Consider the following 19,582-nt stretch of genomic DNA (forward strand, 5'->3'; position numbering starts at 1 on the left):
TAAAAGGGAGATGGGCATATGAAAAAAGTAGAAATTGATGTTAGTAACAACAAGCTTTTAATAGTAAAGGATGGAAATGTTACAGCATTCAATCCACCGGAGAGTGGTTTTGGTGAACAAGTTGCTGTTTGGATAAACGGTAAAGTTGATCGTGTAGATACTAAGTTTACTGAAAAGGTAAAATAATTATTTTTAGAAAGTAGGTTCGCCTATGAGTGTAGCGAGAAATCATGAAGCGATGAAGGAATCACGGTTGAATGTATACATCGCTTTAGAAGAAGCTAACTTCATTTGGGATGAAAGAGATGTAGTTCGTTTTCGTAAAATGTGGAGTCAAGGTATGAGTTTGCCGAAGATGGCAAAAGCATTAAGGAGACATCAAGCGGAGGTTGCTCTTCTTGTAATAGATCAGGCTGATAAGTATTTAATTGAAAATCGTCCGATAGGATTAGGAATTTGCTAAATAGGAAGGGGAAATCAAAAATGAACATTATGGAAAATGGTGTATTAGAAGCAACTAAATTAATGAGTGAAGTAAAAAATGAGGATCAAGTTATAAATGAAGCTACAGTTTTACAGATTGTAAGTATCTTATCGATTGATGAATTAAATGATTATCAGGAAGCAACTTTACGAACTTGGAATAACAAAACTGATTTTGGAGGACGAGTTTCAAATGCAGCTTTAGGACTTGCAGGCGAAGCTGGTGAAGTTGCTGATATTGTTAAAAAAGCAATTTATCACGGACATGGTTTTCAACCATCGCATTGTCCAGGAGAAGAAGACGGAAACACTTATAAGTTAGCCTTAGAGCTTGGAGATATTCTTTATTATTTATCAATTATGGCGCATGAACTGGGATATACGTTACAAGATATTGCTGAAATGAATATTGCAAAATTAGCTAAAAGATATCCAGATGGTTTTAGTCGAGAAGCAAGTCAAGCACGTGTAGATGTAAAGTAAGATAAAATTTGAATTTTGTTAAGAGATGAAATGTTGAACAAATGTGAATGATTAGATGATACTAAGGTAAAAGAAAAAGAACCCTTTATAAGGATTCTTTTTAGGGAGTCAATCTAACATTCACATTCGTAATCACGGTAATATTCATCGCACGAATCATCCCTATCATTGCAGCAGATACAAAATGTCTTTTTGATCAATACTTCAATGAAATTAAGGAATTCGGTATTATTTGTGAGAGTAAGGCTTTGAAAATCTTCTACTTGAAATACTCTTGTTTCATTTGTGGCAAGAGTCGCGATAATTGGCGTGGAAGAACTTCTTGTTTGGATAGTTACTTCAATAGGGGAGACATCTTCAGGAACAGATATTTGAAGTAATGTTTTATTGTGGTTATTAGTCAAATCTTCAAAAACTCTTCTTGAAGTGTCGGAGGGTACGATGATGGTTACAGGGACATTTTCAGTTGGAGTGGTATCTGAACCAGCTACGGTATGAGTTTCGATAAAACAGTTATCTTTTTGAAAGTAAGAATATGATTGTTCTTTATAATACTTTTTATGAAAATTATTTTGATTATTACAGCAGATACAAAATGTTTTTTGAATAAATATACTAATGGTGCTACCGGTATTGGTATTGTTTGTGAGAGTGAGGTTTTGAAAATCTTCAACTTGAAATATCCTTTGTTCACCTGCAGTTATTGTAAAGGTAATTGGTCCAGACCTTCTTGTTCGAATGGTTACTTCAATTGGTTGAACACCACCAGGAACGCGAAAATCAAGTAATGTTTTATTGTGATTATTGGTCAAATCTTCAAAAGATGTTCTTGAAGTGTTAGCTGGTACACTAAACGCTAAAGCACTATTTGAACCAGATATTGTATGGGTTTTGATAAAACAGTTATCTTTTTGGTGGTGAGAATACGATCGGTTTTTATAATACTTTTTACCATTTTTATAAAAATAATCAGCCATACTTATGTTACTCTCCTTTCTTTGAGATATCTATATATTGTATAAAAAAAAGAAAAGAATGCTTGTACAAAATAATAAAATCCGCTCTTGTAAATAAGTAGAAATGATATTTGATATGTAAATGTAAGAGCACTTGGAGAAGTGCTCTGTAAAGGCTATTTATTCTAAAAAGAAAAGAATATAAAACATTTTATGCATTTATTTTTGTGTATTGTTATTAAAAAAATTTCATTGGAAACTGAAAACTAGATGCTATAATAGCACCTAGTTTTAAAGGAATACTTGTACTAGTTTAATTTGATAATGTTTAATTCCAAAGCATTTATTCCATTATTGCAAGTACGAATGTCTCTTTCGCCTACAAAGCTATTATTTATAAGTTGAAGTGTTGAATTGGCTGGGACTGATAAAATAGTGTCCCCAATGAGTTGAGCGCAATCTACATCTTCTAAATCTTGTATTAAAATACCAAAAGTAGCTTTGAAATTTGGAATCAGACTGTTATTTAATAGTATAGAAATGGTAGGCGAATAAGGGAATGAAAGGGCTACAGTCAAGTTAATCGAGGAAATGAAAGAAATCCGATAATCCCCAGCTTGTGTGATATTAATTGTGGTTGGATTTAACAGAGAAATTCCCCCTACCATAGGGTCAGCTTGATTAAAAGAAAAAGGGGATTCGAAAGGGACTGTAATGGTTTCCGTTTGCCAAAAAGTTCCGTAAGCTACTGATAGTGATCCAGTCGGCCCAGTCGGCCCAGTCGCCCAGTCGGCCCAGTCGGCCCAGTCGGCCCAGTCGGCCCAGTCGGCCCAGTCGGCCCAGTCGGCCAGTCGGCCCAGTCGGCCCAGTCGGTCCAGTCGGCCCAGTCGGCCAGTCGGCCCAGTTGGCCCAGTTGGTCCGGTAGGTAGTGTGAATGGTGGAACAGGTGGTAAAGTCGGTCCAACTAAATTAGGATTTATTACAGCAGAAGATAAAAACTCGTCCATTATATTTTCACCTCTGAAGAGTTAGTATTACTAATAGTAAATGTGGGAGGAGAACAAAATGAAATGGACAAGTGTTTGTATTTATGAAATCTAAAACAATAGTTATTTTATTAAAGAAAAAACATGCACAAAAATTGTGCATGTATAATAAAAAGCTATGTCTTGTCTTTGTAAATATATGTTTAGTTTATATAAAACGTGAGTATGTTTGAACAAAAGGGTTATTTATTAATAAATCTAAAGAGCGCTTTTTAAGGCGCTCCATGACAAAAACTAATATTGAAAAAGAATACCACATGATATTTTATGTATGTTCTTAATAAATGTGCAGTTTAAAAAAATCTTTCTTTTGCACAACAAAGCAGCTAGTTAATGAAACTAACTGTTCGTTGTGCAAAAGAAATGCTGTGCTTATAGAAATAGTTTGCAAATGTTATACAGAAATGAAAGGAAATAAAATAAAAAAGAGCACCATGCATAAGTGCTCTTTAAGATAGGAGGTAACACTTTGAGCTGGATGTTTAGGTTAAAATTATATGACGTAGAAAAGAAATAAGACCTAAAAAATATTATCAACTCAATACAAAAGAGCAGCTAGCATAAGCTAATTGCTCAACAGGTAATAAATTTTGTAGAAGGAACCATCTATATTAAAAGAAGATTGTATAATTAAAGGAACAGCTTAACTTATTTGAGCGCCTTCAAAATATGTTAGACTCGGAACGCCTGCAATAGTTCCATTTGCCGACCCAGCTTCAGCTAATATGTCAACTCTGTCACCAGCTTGTAATAGTGCGATAGTAGAAGTTTTTACAATAAGTGATTCATTTGGTGAGCCGCCTTCCTCGTTTCTAGATACACTGATTCCATTTACTCGTATGTCTAGAATTATTGTGGCAGATGCTTGTTCGGTTGGGGTAAAAATAATGCTTGTATTAAAAGTATATATACCGTTTTGACGAGGGACAAAAATCGATGTAGATGGATCATACTCATTATTAATATCAAATACCTCAACTGGAAACAAAACTCTAGTAGGTTGATTGGCAATAAGTGGTTGGAAGGTATTTTGCGTTGCCTTAAAAGCCGATTGTCTTTCAAAATCACTTTTACAATTACAATACACTTTAACAATCGTTTGATCCGAGTTACGGCAAGAAGATTTGTGCTTTTTGTAATCATCTTCATAATTATAGCAATTATAACTATCAGAGTATTTTTTTCTATTCATTTTGCAATAGTTCACTCCTTTTATTCTTATAATTTAATCTATTAGAAAAAAGGAGAATTGAAGCGGTGTTTGTCCATACGTTTGAAATTTTTTTGACAGGCTAGCCGAATTTAGGAGTTTAGAGTAGTGCAAATAAGAAATTTTTGCACAACAAAGCAGCTAGTTCATAAAACTAACTGCCTGTTGTACAAAAGAAACACTACGCTTACAGAAATAGTTTGTAACTTTAAGTTACAAAAATAGTATGAACAGGGTTGAAAATGTTATGCGGAAATGAAAGAAAATAAAATAAAAAAGAGCAGCCATTTGCATTAACTGCTCCAATCTTAAAGAAATATTAACTGAAATGTCTTAGAGGTTTCTGTATTTAAAGTAAATTTAGTGTATTAAGAAAGGATTCTTCGAAAAATTTCTTTTCTCGGAGTAAATAATCAATGATATTATTTAAGGTTTTAAGAAATTTTATTGGAAATTGGTCAAAAAAGTATACAGATTTCATATAAAATTGTTGAAATAAAAAAGAGCACCATTATATGGTACTCTTTTATGAATCGGTACACCATTCAAATATTGTTGATGTTTGTGAGTCATGAACAATTAAATGGTTTAACAAGTAAGGATTCAAGATAATGTATGTAAGATGAGTATAAGTTGTTACAAAGAAATAAAAAAGAGCACCATTATATGGTACTCTTTTGTGAATCAGTACACCATTCAAATATTGTTGATGTTTGTGAGTCATGAACAATTAAATGGTTTAACAAGTAAGGATTCAAGATAATGTATGTAAGATGAGTATAAGTTGTTACAAAGAAATAAACATTAGTCGGCAAAAGCAAAATGATTAGCTCTTAATGGAAAATACAATGCATTATTAGAAACTCATGATACAAACAACTAGGTTGTGAGGATTAAACTTTTTCAAAAAACTTCATTTGATATTACTCTAGAATGGAATTATTGAACTTATAAATTAATATGTCTTTTCGTTTATTGATAAAATAAACACGTTGATAGGAGTAATAATGTATTCCTTTAAAAATATGCGTTTTTATTAGGAAATTAATCTAAGCACTAGATAAATAGATGCGTATACTTATATTATGTGAGTTGTGAAAGTAATTAAGCTGAATTTTTATAGTTTAATTATTAGTAACTATTTTTATTCTAAGAAAAATGAATATTTAAAAATATTCAACGCTATTACAATTGAGTGTTTCTTAGTATAAGAGTATTCTCTCAAAATTATTGAATAAGGAGGAAATAAATGAAACATAATGATTGTTTTGATCATAATAAATGCAATCCGATTGTTTTTTCAGCAGATTGTTGTAAAAATCCACAGTCAGTTCCTATTACTAGGGAACAATTAAGTCAATTAATTACTTTACTAAACTCATTAGTATCAGCTATTTCAGCATTTTTTGCAAATCCAAGTGATGCAAACAGAGTAGCGTTATTCAATGTGTTTAATCAATTTTTAATTTTCTTAAATTCCTTATTACCTTCCCCAGAAGTTAATTTTTTGAAACAATTAACTCAAAGTATTTTAGTTTTATTACAATCTCCAGTTCCTAATTTAGGACAATTGTCAACATTATTGCAACAATTTTATAGCGCCCTTGCACAATTCTTCTTCGCTTTAGATCTTATCCCTATATCCTGCGACTCAAATGTTGATTCTGCAACTTTACAACTTCTTTTTAATTTATTAATTCAATTAATCAATGCTACTCCAGGGGCGACAGGTCCAACAGGCCCAACAGGTCCAACAGGTCCTGGAGGTGGAGTAACAGGTCCAACAGGCCCAACAGGTCCTGGAGGTGGAGCAACAGGTCCAACGGGAGCAACGGGTCCAACAGGTCCAACAGGTCCAACAGGTCCAGCAGGTACTGGTGGAGCAACAGGAGTAACAGGAGCAACAGGCCCAACGGGAGCAACAGGCTTAACAGGAGCAACAGGCCTAACAGGAGCAACAGGAGCAACAGGAGCAACAGGTCCAACAGGTCCAACAGGCCCAACGGGAGCAACAGGTCCAACAGGTCCAACAGGAGCAACAGGCCTAACAGGAGCAACAGGAGCTGGAGCGGTTATTCCGTTTGCATCAGGTGGACCAGTAGCATTAGCAACTGTTTTAGGTGGATTGGCAAACACAGGAGCACTTCTTGGATTTGGAAGTTCATTCTTCCCTGTAATTGTCCCACCTGGTGGCCCAATTACTATAGGTCCTGTACCTCCGGTATTTGATTTCGCATTTGTAGCTCCTCGCGCAGGTACAATTACTTCATTAGCAGGATTCTTTAGTGTAACTGTAGCGGTTGCTTTAGCATTAGGAAGCATACAAATTCAAATGCAATTGTACAGCGCGCCAGCAGCAAGTAATACTTTCACTCCAGTAGGTACACCGTTACTATTAACACCAGCATTTAGTGGTCTTATTGCTATCGGTAATACCGCGAGTGGTATTAGCGCACAAGCAATTGCGGTCGCTCCACAAGATAAGATATTACTTGTTGTTTCATCAACTACACCTGGTTTCGATATAGCTACTGCTATTACAGGATTCGCAAGTGCGGGTATAACATTCGTATAATCGCTTATAAGTTTCTTGTTTGAGAACTTTGAAATAAGAAAAGAGAATGTCAAAAAAGTATCCACAGATTAACTTTTGAAGACATTCTCTTTTTTTATGTTTTTTATTTTCGGTACTATACTATATTTTATGTTTAATGAAAATGATTAAACATGCTATGAGAATGTGATGTGTTTGTGTTAAATTAAATGATCACTGCTAGTAAATTACATAGTAATAGACATAAAAGATGCACCAAGTAGGTGAAGAAATCCCGGCTAAGCAGTTCGATACGTGGCTGGGACAATTTGAATTTTATTAATAAATGGGGAATGAGAAATGGCTATCGAAGCACATAGATGTAACGTTAAAGGGTGTAATGGTCTTGTAGTTTTCGAAAATGCTGATTATGATTTGCAAAAATCAGACACAATTAAAGGAGTTTATGCATTTGATGATCCTTCTTGTAACGTTTGTGGAAAAGAATTTTTAGTAGTTCCCAGCTATGCTGTCATTGATTTTGATGAAGAAAAAGGAGATTTTGAAGAAATTGAATCAGCTTGTATTACTGAATGGCAGAATCAAAAATTTTAACCAAAGCGTTATTTTATTATAGATAAATAGGTGACTCAGCAATTGTGCTAGTCGAGTCACCTAGTACTATCGAACCAAATAATGTTCTTTTTCTATATGTATTTATGTTGAGTTCCTAGAGGCTAGCCCCCAAAAATAGTTAAAGAACAAAGAAATTTATTTTAGAGAGTTTTAGAATTTGTTATGTTAATGCTACAACAGCAAGAGTTAAGCCTAACGTATTTAATGTATTAGAATATGGTCCAACATTAACAGTAAGAGTACTTGTTATACCTAAAGGTGTAGTGAAAATAGCGGGTGCTGATACAGAAGTGAATCCTGCAGTATATCCCAGAGAAGTACCAGAGCCAATGATTGGATTATTATTAAGATACATAGTGATACCTGCCGAATTACCTCCTGGTTGAATGATAACTTGCACTTCATAGATTGCCAAATAGGTTCTTCCACCTTCAAGTAAAACAGTTGTTGGTGGTGTGAATGAGATTGCCGTACCATTAGAATTTACCACGGTATCTAGTGGAATCGCAGAATTTACAGAGACTATTGACGGGGTAGTTTGAACAACATTTAAACTGTTAGCCGTGGGGGATGGACAAGTGCAAGGTTTGTGAATGTTAGAGTTATTATCATTTTGGTAATTCACAAATAATCAAGCTCCTTTGCGTAAGATAATTTTTATCCTATATAAAACGTAGCTTTTTTGTATCTAAGTTATTTTTAATAAATTTTTAAAAATAAATCGAATATTGGTGGTCAGTCGACTCATAAAAGTATTCGATACTCTGGGATTTCAAAGTGCATCTGATAAATATATATGAATGTTTTTTAAGGACATTACTGTAAGTTAGGAAAACATAAATCTGGAAATAAAACTTGATATTCTGGGTTTAACCGAAGATCAGTAGTTGAGGTTGTAAAGTGTATATAATTTTTTTCTAATTTATCTAGTGTTGCCAGATGATGAGTACCTAAGCCACGCTGGATGCTATGTTTAGAAAGAGTAGGCCCAATTTGTAATTTTCGGTTTTTCATAGCTGTATTCCAGGGGCTGTAAAAGAATTTTAAAATGAAAGCAGGATACATGTAAACGATAAATGGATGAGGTGACCAATGCCGCCCTGCCCAATAGTTACCATGCGAATAATGGTGGATTAATCTACCGCCATAGTATGGAGCAGGTGGATTAGGGGGGATTATTCTCCCATGAAAACGCTGTTTGACAAGGGGAATTCCGTATCTCGGATTGGTATAACCGTGAGCAGGGTCATCCACCATCAGAATAGTCCTAATAGCATACATGTTTTGCCCTAAAGTGGCAAGAGATGAGAAAAAGGCTTCCTTATCAACACAGCAAAGAAATTCAGTGGTATTTAGCACCATTTTCCATCCCGTAATTTTTTTTTCTATGTTCATTACTTCTTGATCAACTAAAATGGCATCAAACTCTAATACCTTTGATTCACGGACCTCCCAATGAGGTGCAAATAATTTGCATAATTCAACCGAACGATCAGTAGACCCACGATTAATAAGAATGCCATGATCAAATAATTTTGTGTGGTGCATTAACCACCACGGAAGCAGATACTCTTCGTTATAAAAATGAGAAATTAAAGTTGTGTTAATAAAAATTCCTCCTTTCAAAATTTTGTGGAATATATCCTTATTTAGTAAGATATGTTATATGATCTAAAAAGAATGAAGAAACATTTTTAACAAAATAGTTATTTTATAACCAAAAATAAAAGAACCCGTTTGTTATAAACGGATTCTTCACATAAGGTCTGCAAGAAATTCAAGGTAACTGGACCAGAGCACCATATAGAATTTCTTTTGATATTAATGTATTCAAAGAAATCTAAAACGTTAATAGCAATTAAACAAAATTCTTATTTTGCACAACAAAGCAGCTAGCCGAAATAGCTAACTGCTCCATTGTACAATTTTAGAAGTTTCAATCGATACGGATATATGTTGTAACAAAAAGTTACAACTATAGTATAAACAAATATCAAAATATTATGCAGGTAAGAAAACTAAACAAAAACTTCATTTTGTATTAAGTTGGAATATAAAAGGGCACTTAGTAAAGTGCCCTCGTGACGAGACCGGTTTTATAATGACTATTTTATAAAGAAAGGAACTCAGAATATTATATGTGAATTCAGTTAATTGTGTGCCTTTTTACAAATAAAGAGCAGCTAGCAAAAGCTAACTGCTTTGTTGTCCAACAAGAGCATCACCACAATGCTTTGTAACTTAAAAGTTACAGTTATAGTATAAACAAAATTGAAAATGTTATGCGGGGAAAGCTTAATAAAAATTTCATTTTAAAGAAATAAGGAAACTAAAAAAGAGCACCATGCATCAGTGCTCTTTAAGATAGGAGGTAACACTTTGAGCTGGATGATTAGGTTTAAAGTATATGATGTAGAAAAGGAATAAGACCTAAATTTTATTATTACCTCAATATAAAAGAGCAATTAGCTTTTGCTAATTACTCGGCCCAAGGTAATAGACATAGAGTGGGTATTAGTAAAATTGGCTATTCACGAGCCTGTTTACATTGTAACCAACATTTTTAAATATATTCCCTCTTTAAAAACCTTATTCAACCAGCGTTATTTAAAGAGGGAGTGAAATAATGAAAAAGAATACTTTCCCTTTATACATGAGATGATTTTTTAATTCTCAATATTATATGAGTGATAAGACAAAAATGTGTAATAAAAAAAGCAGTTAGCAAAAGCAAACTGCTCTCCGAAAAAACGTTAAGAAGGAAGTTCAGAACTCAAGTGTATTTATAGTATGGACAGTGTTTATGGATTTATTCAAGGTGGGATGGATAATGTGCACTTATTGGGAAAATGCAGTTAAAGAATTCTTTAAGAAACAAGAGCAGGAACGAAATAAAAGAGCAACTAGCAAAAGCTAATTGCTCCATTCATGGGGTCTCCTACATAAATGTGTAGGCTGGTTATAGTATTTGTAAAATCTAGAGTTTTATTCAGGAATGAATAAAAGAGCAGCTAACAAAAGTTAGCCGCTAAGCCCTCGGGTATGAAGGAAAATCAGAAACTGTAGTTACATTATTAACGGATTATTGAGTTTTATTCAGGGGGTAGAGGGAAATGGGAGAAAAAGCAGAGCCGAAAATGGTTCCAATGGCATCTGATGGGTGGAACAAAGAAAAACAATGTGTAGAGTTCCAACTGTTAATAAATGAAGAGATATATGTAATGCCAGTTTATGAAAAAGATGTAAAAGGCATGGGACAATTTTTCTGGTTAAGAAAAAATAACTTAATAAAATAACCCTTTTAAAGTAAAACAAACAGAATATAGTCCGGCTAGAAAACTAGAGGGCACCAATTTATTAAAGCAGCAATTAAAGCTGTTTTAGGAATAGGTGTCCTTTTTATTTTGAAAAGGGAGATGGGGAAATGAAGGTACTAAAGGATCAGCTACGCGAGTGGAAAAAACAATCAAAAAAAGTAAAGAAGAAAAATAAGAAAAAACAAAAAGAGAAATTAAGCACACGCGACATTGAGGATTTGATGGGAATTCATGGTCCACGTTATGAACGAAGACGTGGGGCAGTAAGACAAAAATAATAACAATGGAGGAATTTAATATGAATAAACAACTATCATTTAAGATGCCAATTGTGGATGGAAAAAGAACAAAACAAGAAATCGAAAAAGTATTTAATGAGTATCGTAGATATTTAGCAACTATGCCATGTGATATGCTGCCAAAAGTGACAGCGTCGTATTCTATTGTTCCTCCATCGAATACAAATGAGTTTAATAGTTCGACTGAAAATATTGCAATAGAAAGAATAGAGTATGAACAAGAACGAAATAAATTTATGAGTTGGTTGTATGATGGTGTGAATCGTCTAAGAGATGATGAACGTGAAGTGATTGTGAAATTTTATATGGAACATGATTCTGGATATGATCAAGATATCTGGATGGATTTAGGAATAGGTAAAACAAAATATTATAAGTTAAAAGGACGAGCGATATTGCGGTTAGCGTTCAATCTAAAGAAAGAGGTGTTTCAAAAAACGCGTAGACAAAAAGAGGGGCAAAGTATATGAATATTGTACAGCCAATTCGAGATAAAGAAATAATACAAGAAATAAAAGAGTTTTATAAGGAGCAGAATGAGAGGAACTACATTCTGTTTCTTCTTGGTATTAATACAGGGTTTAGAATATCGGATATATTGCGTTTGCGTGTTGGTGATGTAGAAGGCTGGAATATTATGATACGTGAAAAGAAAACAAGGAAAATCAAAGATGTGAAGATGCCTTCAGAGTTGAAGAGAGCCATCAGAAATTATACTAAAGGAAAGCCAAAGAACGAATACCTGATTAAGAGTAGGAACGGAAAGAATAAACCAATTACTCGTGCTATGGCTTATGTAATATTAAATCAAGCAGCAGAAGAGTTTGGGTTAGAACGTATAGGAACTCATTCGCTCAGAAAAACATATGGGTATCATCATTACAAACAATTTAAGGATGTAGTTGCTTTACAAAAGATGTTAAATCATACAGATCAGAAAGAAACATTGAGATACATTGGAATGGAGCAAGATACATTAAATGATTATCAAAGGAAGTTTAGAATCTAGCTACTTTATTTTTTTATCACTTATTGAATTAGCTTTAAACTGAAAGTGTCAAATTCATTTTTATAAAATGCGAAAGAGATTGATATATCTAAGGTTAAACGGAATAGGTGAATTTAACACAATCCAGATTATAGCTAATTCATTTTCTAGGATTAAAGAACATATTTATTCAAAACTATGCGAAAAGAGGCTGAAAACCGATGTGAAAAAATAAAGAAATAAAAAACGCGAACTATTTGTGAACTATCTGCGGACTATTTGTGAACTATCTGCGGACTATTTGCGAACGATTTACGGACACGTTTTGGTTTTTAACATGATATATTTGTATGGTGAGAAGTGGCGGAAAACACAACTCATAAATTTCTTTATAATATATGTTGTTTAAACGGTTTCGTAATAGCGGCAAATAAAATCCGAAACCAGCAGATGGTAACGATTGAATGACACCGTTATTAGGGAGAGCTTTTGCTCTTCTTCCAGTTACTTAATAATGTTGACGCAGTTGAATGTAGCAACATTAGGTAATTGGAAAAAGAATAAAACTTCACGTACCGCAATTGAAACTTAAATTAATCATTACCAAAAGCATCCGTTAGGGTGTTTTTTTATTTTAAGGGAGGAAATGGGAATGGAAGTAAACATTAATGAGGTTATAGAAAGGTTATATGAACCAGCTAAGGAGTTCGTGATTGAAAATCAAATAGCGAGAGTATCGTCATTACAACGTAAATTTAGAATTGGTTATATGACAGCCGCTAAGATCATGGATCGTCTCGAAGAAAATGAGATTGTAGGGCCTTATGCAGGAAGTCAACCTAGAAAAGTGTTAGTACAAAAATAGCATCCATTCGGGTGCTTTTTATTTTGGAGGAGGAGAAGAGATGAATCTAACGTTACATAATGGAGATTTGAATAAGTTAGCAAGAGATACTTCACATGACAGTATCATCTTGAGAGTTGGTGAACAAGAAATGGTATCTCTGAAAAGCAATGGAGATATCTATGTTAAAGGTAAGCTTGTTGAAAACGATAAAGAAGTTGTAGATGGCATGAGAGAGTTCTTGAAGTTATCTAGGTAAAGAAAGGCGCAAACGTGTTGCATTATATAGAGACAAGGGGTGAGAGGATGGAATTAAATAAGCTTGAAAAAGCAATGGTCATTGGAATAATCCTTCGCGTTCTTCGTAGCAAGAAGAAAATAAAACAGTATGTGGGATTAGAAAGGTTACCAGATGTAATTCAAGTGTTAGATGAGCTACAAGAAAACACAACGCTTGAAGATAAAGAAGAAGCTATAACAAGTGTAATCAATAAATTGTTGGATGATCTGTTAGAGAAAGATAAGAGGTGAGTAAGTGAAGAGTTTATTAGGAATGTGGATTGCTCAAGTTAGATGGGCTAAGAGATATTATAAAAATGGATTGCTCTCATACTTGCTACATAAATTCGGCATCATTAAAAGTCCGACACTTTCTTTAATTGTAGTTTATACATTCAAAGAAGATATATTTTTTTGGAGGAAGTTAAAGAAGAGGTGAAGAGATGAAAGGTATAATTGTTTGTAGTGTAACATTAAGAGAAGTATTTGAGGTAATCCGTGAGGCTTTTACTATTATGAGTGAACAGGCCAAAGAGTTTAATGATCTAATCAAAGAAGCTTTTAGATATGAAGAAGAACTGGAATATAAAGAACGTAATAGTCTTCCTCATACTGTTGTGGTAAATATTCTGAAGTCTCAAGTGTTAGATCGTAAGCCTAGATGCATAAGAGCAAGGACGGTGTGTTAACAATGGACTATATTAAGCTCATAAGAGAAGGTAAGCTTATGAAGTTCTATAAGTCTAAAGAGTGGAGAGCACTAAGGCTCAAGGCTCTACAGCGTGATAATCACGAATGTCAAATGTGTAAGTCGAAAGGTAAATATAAGCCTGCTGAGAATGTACATCATCTTAAAGAGGTGAAGACACATCCACACTTAGCAATGGATTTAGATAACCTGCAATGCTTATGTATTCGATGTCACAATGAAGTACATGATCGGTTAGATAAGGTTGAGAAGAAGGTACCTAAGTTCATGAATGAGGAACGGTGGTAGCTATGATTATTGTGGATGGTAGTTGGACATTTGATACTGACTTAATGATTCAATACGCTGAGAAGGCCGAGCGTACGTCATATGAGCGCGACATGCTTAATCAGTTCCGAAAGTATTCTTACTGGCGTTACTGCCAAATAAGAGACTGTGTGAACCCAAGAAAGTGCAAACGGCTTAAACTTAATGATGTTAGAGAAAGATTGGAAGAAGAAGAGAATTTAATATTTACGACAGACATTCTAAAGATTTCTATTGAAGAAGTCTTTTTTATTTTGGATTTTATCGAAACTTACTTTGAATTAGTTTCTTAAACACCCCCCGGTCAAAAAGTTTGGCTTTTAGTAGGAGGACCATTCAACGGGGGGAGGAGATGGGAAAAAATATTTTTTGAGATATCAAATTAAGAGGGGGGGGTACATGTGCAAAAACTATCAAAGAAAGCACAAATCAAACAAGATTTATTACAACAATTGGAAAATGCTAATTTGAATGGTATGCACTATGTTGACCTTGTCGACGATTACATAACATTGTTCGATACGAAAAACAAATTAGCGAGAGAAATTAAAAAGAATGGACCAATGATTGAATGGCAGAATAGTGAAAGCCAAAAGGGAATGAAAGCTAATCCAGCTACGAAAGAATTTCGTGAAACCAATAAGCGTATGACGGACTTATTAAAAGTGCTTGGTTTAAAAGAACCTGTATACGATGGAAGTAATGATGACGATGATGTCTAAGAAATCGGCAACATACCATCCATATATCGATGAATATATGAGTATGGTAGAAAGTGGTCAAATCAAATCATGTAAAGAACAAAAATTATTAATGAAATATGTTCGGAAAATGTTAAGTCGAGACGACATCTACTTCAATGCTAAAGCAGCAGAAGATTCTATTAATGTTCCTGCTAAATATTTTCCGTTTGAATTATTCCCATGGCAAAAGTTTTTAAATGCATTGATGTATGGTGTGCGCTTCAAAAAAGATGATCGTATTGTATTTGATGAAGTTTTAATATTAATGGGTCGTGGTGGCGGTAAAACAGGTTATATGGCATATGATTCTTTTTATATGATGACCGGACATCATGGTATTAATAATTACGATATTGATGTAGTTGCAACCAGTGAAGATCAAGCGAAGAGAACATTTACTGATGTATATAATGTTATAAGTACGCCATCTTTTAAAGAGAAGTTTAAAAAAATCTTTAAATGGACATTAGAAGAAATTCAACATAAAAAAACAAATTCAGTGATGAATTATAACACTTCCAACTCTCGGACAAAAGACGGTAAACGTACTGGATGTGTAATTTTTGATGAGGCACATGAATACGAAAATTACGATAATATCAATGTCTATACAAGTGGTCAAGGTAAAGTAAGAGGTTCCCGAATCATTTACACCACCACAGATGGACACGTAAGAGGTGGGCCACTTGATGATTTAAAAGAAACAGCAAAATTAATTTTATCTGGCGAGATTGAGGACATTCATTTCTTACCATTCATTTGTAAGTTAGATAGTGAAGGCGAGGTTGATGATCCAGCAAATTGGGAGAAAGCTAATCCTTCTTTACCATACAATGATGAGCTAAAGATAAAAATGAAACGGGAATACCAAAAGATGCAACGTAATTCAAAATTGCGAGTCGAATTTATGACAAAGCGTATGAATATTCCAATTTCAAATATCTTAGAAACAGTTTGTACCTGGGATGAATTAGAGCGAACAAATCAACCAATACCAGATTTGTCTGGATTTGAATGTATTGGTGCTGTGGATTTTGCACAAGTACGAGATTTTTGTGGAATGGGTCTATTGTTTAAAAAAGATAATAAACGATATTGGTTACATCATTCTTTTATTAATCAAGTTGCACTAGATATTCAAGATATAAATATGGATGTTATCCGAGAAGCGGAAGCGAAAGAATTATGTACGATTATTCGAACTGAAAAATCTATTGATCCACATCGGGTTAAAAATTGGTTCTTAGAAATGGCTAAGAAATACAGAATTAAAAAGATTTGTATGGACTCGCATCGTGCAAGTGTATTAGGTCCTGTACTTGAAGAAGCAGGTTTTGAAGTCGAGATTGTAAGAAGGGGACATATTACGCATTCGAAATTATCGCCACTTGTTGATGATTTATTTATCAATGGGAAGTTAGTATTTGGTGATGACTTATTAATGCGTTGGTATGTATGGAATACTTTCAAGGATAATAAGAACAATGGGAATATTGAATATGCAAAGATTGATCCAGAGAAGCGGAAAACAGATGGTTTTCACGCTTTTTTACATGCTCTTAATTTAGATAGTGAATTGAAAGAATCTAATGCTTTAACAAAAGAGAATGTTAGAAAGATATTTAGATCATTTAATGTGTAAAAGGTGGTGAGAATATGGGATTAAGAGAATGGATAAGCGGATTTCTAGGAAGTAATAACACGGTTACTTTAAAGGAATGTCTTTATGAATTGAGTGTTGATTATTATTATAAAAAATTAGCTGTAGAAAGTTGTATTGATTTAATAGCTAATGCTCTAACTAGGAGTGAATTTCAAACGTTTGAAAAAGGGAAAGAAAAACGTGGTGAGAATCATTATTTGCTTAATGTACAACCTAATCAAAATCAAAATGCATCAGAATTTATGCATAGCTTAGTTAATCACTTAATTATGGAAAATGAATGTGTAGTAATTATGCAAAATAAGCAATTATATATTGCAGATTCGTTTGATATTACTAAGTTTGCGTTAAAAGAAAATATTTATAACGATATAACAATTGGTGACTTCACCTTTGATAAATCATTTAATGAATCTGAAGTATTTCATTTTAAATTAAATGACCGCAATATTATGCAAGTCATAGATGGAATGTATAACAGTTTTGGGAAATTGCTTGCATCGTCCATTGACTATTATAAAAGAAAAAATAATAAGCGCTTGTTAATTAAAGGTGATTTTCTAAGAGCGCAAGATCCAGAAACGCAAGCCGCGATTGATGAAATGTTTGAAGGTCAGTTAAAAAATTGGTTTAACGCAGATAAAGTAGGTTCCGCTTTTCAATTACAAAATGGATATGAAATTGAAGATATGAGTGATAGTAAAAACGGCGTAGCAAACAATAGCACAAGCCGTGATATTAGCGATTTAGTCAGTGATATATTTGGTTATGTAGCAACGGCTTTTCATGTGCCTATCGGCATTTTAAAAGGTGATGTGGCTGATATTGAAAAGCAAATGGATTCATTTTTAGCATTTTGTATTAATCCGATTGCTGAATTGATACAAGATGAATTTAATCGAAAGATGTACAAAAAAGAAGAGTATTTAAAAAGAACATATTTAAAAATTGATACAACAAAAATTAAGATTGTTGATATTACGAAATTATCAACCGCAATGGATAAATTATTTGCTATTGGTGGTCTAACAATTAATGATGTGATAATGATGCTTGGAAAAGAGCCTATTGATGAAGAATGGGCGAACAGAAGACATGTAACAAAAAACTATCAAGAAGCGGATTCACTGGAAGGAGGTGAAAAGGATGAAACGTTACAAGAATGAAAAATATAACCATCTAGCTAATGTTCAACATGCCTTTAAGGCAGAAGCGAAAGCTGATTCGCTGGACATAACGATTTATGGTGATATTGGTAAATCATGGTGGAGTGATTCTACATCCGCAGTTGATGTTGAGAGAACATTAAAAGCTACTTCAGCAAATATTATTAATATCAATTTGAATAGTCCTGGTGGGGATGTATTCGATGGAATTGCAATTTATAACCAACTAAAAAATCACCCGGCAAAAATTATCATTAACGTAGATGGACTGGCCGCAAGTGCCGCATCTATTATTGCAATGGCAGCAGACGAACTAATTATGAATACAGGTTCTATGTTAATGATTCATGAAGCCTCTACATGGACTTGGGGAACAAAATTAGATATTCGCAAGACATTGAATGCTCTTGAGGGAATTGATAAATCGCTTGCGGATATTTATATGACCCGTTATCAAGGGGAACGTTCAGAAATTGAGACAATGATTGCGAATGAAACATGGTTTACTGCCAATGAGGCAGTAGAGATTGGATTGGCTCATAAAGTAAATGAACATGTAGAAGATGACGATGTGGTAGATCCAGAGGAATTTAAAAATAATGTACTTCAGAAATTCCGAAATAAAAATAACCAACAGAATGAACCAGTAGCAGCAGGTTCAACTGAAAATATACTTAACAAATTTAAGCGCGCGTAAAGCAGTGCTTTTTTTATTGTCTTAAAAACAGGAGGGAATAAGATGACTATTAAAAATTTAGATCGTCCGATAATCGAAAATAAAGATCAACAAATTAATAATGTAAAAGAGGCGCTTGAAACAGGTGATGCACAAGCGGTAGCGGCACGAATTGTCGCAAATATGGAAAACAATATGCAACATTTTCAAGATATGATGAACGATGTAATTAATGAAGCACAACAAGCAAAAAATGAAAATTGGGATGCTCAAGTGTTGGCCTCTCGCGGTGTGCGTGTTTTAACAAATGAAGAAAAGAAATTTTATAATGCATCAATTGAAGTTAAATCATTTAGCGAAACACATCAATTGATGCCGCCCACTGTTTTCGAACGAGTTTTTGAAGATTTAGAAAAGGAACATCCGTTACTTTCTCTTGTTAATTTCCAAACCGTAGGAGCAAAGACACAATGGGTTGTTAGAAAAGAGGGCACTACGACAGCGTTTTGGGGTGATGTATGTGACTCAATTAGAGAGATGATTGACGAAGGTTTTGAAACAATTGAAGAAGGAATGTACAAACTTAGCGGATTTTTAGTTGTATGTAAAGCTATGTTTGAACTAGGTCCTGAGTGGTTAGATAAGTATGTGCGTGCATTTATGAAAGAAGTTGTAGCAGAAGAATTAGAAAAAGTTATTGTTATAGGGACAGGGAAAAAACAACCAATTGGTATGATCAAAGATTTAAAAGGATCAGTAACAGATGGTATTTATCCAGATAAAAAGAAAGTCGTTTTAGAAGACTTTACTCCTGTAACAATCGGTAAAAAAATCTTAGCTCCTACTACTAAAGGAGGAACGAAACGCTATACAGGGGTAACGCTTATTGTGAATCCTTTAGATTATGCAACAAAATTTTTCCCGATTGGTGCAAAACGTAAAGATGATGGTACTTGGACATATGATAATTTTGGAGTGCCAGGTTTAACGATGGTCCAGTCGCCAGCCGTCCCATTAAATACAATGATCTCTGGTAAACCGAAAGATTACTTTATGGGAGTTGCTTCAGAACAACGTTTAGAGTCAGACGATACAATCCGTTTAATTGAAGATCAACGTTTATATCTCGTTCGTCAACTCGCAAATGGTCGTCCGTTAGATCCTGATTCGTTCACTGTATTTGACATTACAGCGCTAGAAGCGAAAGAAGGCACTACAACGCCCTAATCCATCCTCTCCTGTTGA

Annotated in this window: 24 protein-coding genes and 1 pseudogene; 20 read left to right on the forward strand and 5 right to left on the reverse strand. The window is 34.0% G+C overall.

The features are described 5' to 3' along the window. The first annotated feature begins 18 nt into the window (after window positions 1–18). From AXW78_RS32210 to AXW78_RS12525, 3 genes are read left to right on the forward strand one after another with little or no spacing between them, the layout of a single operon-like run. A complete protein-coding gene (locus AXW78_RS32210; RefSeq protein WP_000754942.1) occupies window positions 19–186 on the forward strand; it encodes a DUF3954 domain-containing protein in 168 nt (55 codons plus the stop codon). 25 nt (window positions 187–211) lie between these two features. Continuing rightward, window positions 212–463, forward strand: coding sequence for a hypothetical protein (locus AXW78_RS12520; protein WP_061884211.1), 252 nt, complete (start codon window positions 212–214; stop codon window positions 461–463). A gap of 20 nt (window positions 464–483) precedes the next feature. Next, a complete protein-coding gene (locus AXW78_RS12525) occupies window positions 484–966 on the forward strand; it encodes a nucleoside triphosphate pyrophosphohydrolase family protein (protein WP_061884212.1) in 483 nt (160 codons plus the stop codon). 113 nt (window positions 967–1,079) lie between these two features. On the opposite strand, the gene AXW78_RS12530 is transcribed toward AXW78_RS12525, so the two are convergent. The 3 genes and pseudogenes from AXW78_RS12530 to AXW78_RS12540 form a co-directional block, all read right to left on the reverse strand. Next, window positions 1,080–1,943 carry a hypothetical protein gene (locus AXW78_RS12530; protein ID WP_061884213.1) on the reverse strand — a complete coding sequence of 288 codons (864 nt, stop codon included), beginning with the start codon at window positions 1,941–1,943 and terminating at the stop codon, window positions 1,080–1,082. Window positions 1,944–2,680: 737 nt separating this feature from the next. Continuing rightward, window positions 2,681–2,929: pseudogene (locus AXW78_RS35270) on the reverse strand (exosporium leader peptide-containing protein); the annotation flags it as partial. A 682-nt stretch (window positions 2,930–3,611) separates the two neighbouring features. Beyond that, the gene (locus tag AXW78_RS12540; RefSeq protein ID WP_231122444.1) at window positions 3,612–4,175 is read right to left on the reverse strand and encodes a complement C1q domain-containing protein; all 564 of its coding nucleotides are present in this window, start codon (window positions 4,173–4,175) and stop codon (window positions 3,612–3,614) included. A gap of 1,252 nt (window positions 4,176–5,427) precedes the next feature. Here AXW78_RS12540 and AXW78_RS12545 point away from each other — a divergent pair. After that, the gene (locus tag AXW78_RS12545) at window positions 5,428–6,753 is read left to right on the forward strand and encodes an exosporium glycoprotein BclB-related protein (protein ID WP_061884215.1); all 1,326 of its coding nucleotides are present in this window, start codon (window positions 5,428–5,430) and stop codon (window positions 6,751–6,753) included. Window positions 6,754–7,071: 318 nt separating this feature from the next. Further along, window positions 7,072–7,326, forward strand: coding sequence for a hypothetical protein (locus tag AXW78_RS12550; RefSeq protein ID WP_061884216.1), 255 nt, complete (start codon window positions 7,072–7,074; stop codon window positions 7,324–7,326). A 181-nt stretch (window positions 7,327–7,507) separates the two neighbouring features. Here the strand turns inward: AXW78_RS12550 and AXW78_RS12555 are convergent, their stop codons facing one another. After that, the gene (locus AXW78_RS12555) at window positions 7,508–7,972 is read right to left on the reverse strand and encodes a hypothetical protein (RefSeq protein WP_001109248.1); all 465 of its coding nucleotides are present in this window, start codon (window positions 7,970–7,972) and stop codon (window positions 7,508–7,510) included. A 191-nt stretch (window positions 7,973–8,163) separates the two neighbouring features. Further along, a complete protein-coding gene (locus tag AXW78_RS12560) occupies window positions 8,164–8,895 on the reverse strand; it encodes a hypothetical protein (protein ID WP_061884217.1) in 732 nt (243 codons plus the stop codon). 1,565 nt (window positions 8,896–10,460) lie between these two features. Here AXW78_RS12560 and AXW78_RS12565 point away from each other — a divergent pair. From AXW78_RS12565 to AXW78_RS12635, 15 genes are all read left to right on the forward strand, one after another. Then, on the forward strand, window positions 10,461–10,643 hold the full coding sequence (locus tag AXW78_RS12565) for a hypothetical protein (RefSeq protein WP_061884218.1): 183 nt from the start codon (window positions 10,461–10,463) through the stop codon (window positions 10,641–10,643). A 128-nt stretch (window positions 10,644–10,771) separates the two neighbouring features. Then, window positions 10,772–10,942: a hypothetical protein gene (locus AXW78_RS34400; RefSeq protein ID WP_000866143.1), complete on the forward strand. Its 171-nt coding sequence runs from the start codon at window positions 10,772–10,774 to the stop codon at window positions 10,940–10,942. A 20-nt stretch (window positions 10,943–10,962) separates the two neighbouring features. After that, window positions 10,963–11,433 (forward strand): ArpU family phage packaging/lysis transcriptional regulator, encoded by a 471-nt coding sequence (locus tag AXW78_RS12570; protein ID WP_061884219.1) that lies wholly within the window; start codon window positions 10,963–10,965, stop codon window positions 11,431–11,433. Continuing rightward, window positions 11,430–11,972, forward strand: a complete 543-nt coding sequence (locus AXW78_RS12575; protein WP_061884220.1) for a tyrosine-type recombinase/integrase — start codon at window positions 11,430–11,432, stop codon at window positions 11,970–11,972. Before AXW78_RS12570 ends, AXW78_RS12575 begins: the two co-directional genes overlap by 4 nt. 631 nt (window positions 11,973–12,603) lie before the next feature. Further along, on the forward strand, window positions 12,604–12,816 hold the full coding sequence (locus AXW78_RS12580; protein WP_000453545.1) for a DNA translocase FtsK: 213 nt from the start codon (window positions 12,604–12,606) through the stop codon (window positions 12,814–12,816). Between the two features lie 40 nt (window positions 12,817–12,856). After that, complete coding sequence (locus tag AXW78_RS12585; RefSeq protein ID WP_001054638.1) at window positions 12,857–13,054, forward strand: hypothetical protein; 198 nt, start codon at window positions 12,857–12,859, stop codon at window positions 13,052–13,054. A 47-nt stretch (window positions 13,055–13,101) separates the two neighbouring features. After that, window positions 13,102–13,326 (forward strand): hypothetical protein, encoded by a 225-nt coding sequence (locus AXW78_RS12590; protein WP_000422427.1) that lies wholly within the window; start codon window positions 13,102–13,104, stop codon window positions 13,324–13,326. Between the two features lie 191 nt (window positions 13,327–13,517). Further along, entirely contained in the window at window positions 13,518–13,763 is a 246-nt protein-coding gene (locus tag AXW78_RS12600) for a hypothetical protein (RefSeq protein ID WP_000676190.1), read from the forward strand. 38 nt (window positions 13,764–13,801) lie between these two features. After that, window positions 13,802–14,071, forward strand: coding sequence for an HNH endonuclease (locus AXW78_RS34405; protein ID WP_002164449.1), 270 nt, complete (start codon window positions 13,802–13,804; stop codon window positions 14,069–14,071). Between the two features lie 2 nt (window positions 14,072–14,073). Further along, window positions 14,074–14,382, forward strand: coding sequence for a hypothetical protein (locus tag AXW78_RS12610; protein ID WP_000587659.1), 309 nt, complete (start codon window positions 14,074–14,076; stop codon window positions 14,380–14,382). Window positions 14,383–14,490: 108 nt separating this feature from the next. Then, window positions 14,491–14,811 carry a P27 family phage terminase small subunit gene (locus AXW78_RS12615; RefSeq protein WP_001170969.1) on the forward strand — a complete coding sequence of 107 codons (321 nt, stop codon included), beginning with the start codon at window positions 14,491–14,493 and terminating at the stop codon, window positions 14,809–14,811. Then, window positions 14,795–16,474 (forward strand): terminase TerL endonuclease subunit, encoded by a 1,680-nt coding sequence (locus AXW78_RS12620; RefSeq protein ID WP_000178388.1) that lies wholly within the window; start codon window positions 14,795–14,797, stop codon window positions 16,472–16,474. Before AXW78_RS12615 ends, AXW78_RS12620 begins: the two co-directional genes overlap by 17 nt. Window positions 16,475–16,488: 14 nt before the next feature. After that, on the forward strand, window positions 16,489–17,661 hold the full coding sequence (locus AXW78_RS12625; RefSeq protein WP_061884221.1) for a phage portal protein: 1,173 nt from the start codon (window positions 16,489–16,491) through the stop codon (window positions 17,659–17,661). Further along, entirely contained in the window at window positions 17,642–18,358 is a 717-nt protein-coding gene (locus AXW78_RS12630) for a head maturation protease, ClpP-related (protein ID WP_061884222.1), read from the forward strand. The genes AXW78_RS12625 and AXW78_RS12630 overlap by 20 nt, the downstream gene beginning before the upstream one ends. A gap of 42 nt (window positions 18,359–18,400) precedes the next feature. Next, entirely contained in the window at window positions 18,401–19,564 is a 1,164-nt protein-coding gene (locus AXW78_RS12635) for a phage major capsid protein (RefSeq protein ID WP_046946241.1), read from the forward strand. Window positions 19,565–19,582: the final 18 nt, after the last annotated feature.

This window comes from Bacillus thuringiensis (assembly GCF_001595725.1).
GTDB classification, from domain to species: domain Bacteria; phylum Bacillota; class Bacilli; order Bacillales; family Bacillaceae_G; genus Bacillus_A; species Bacillus_A thuringiensis_K.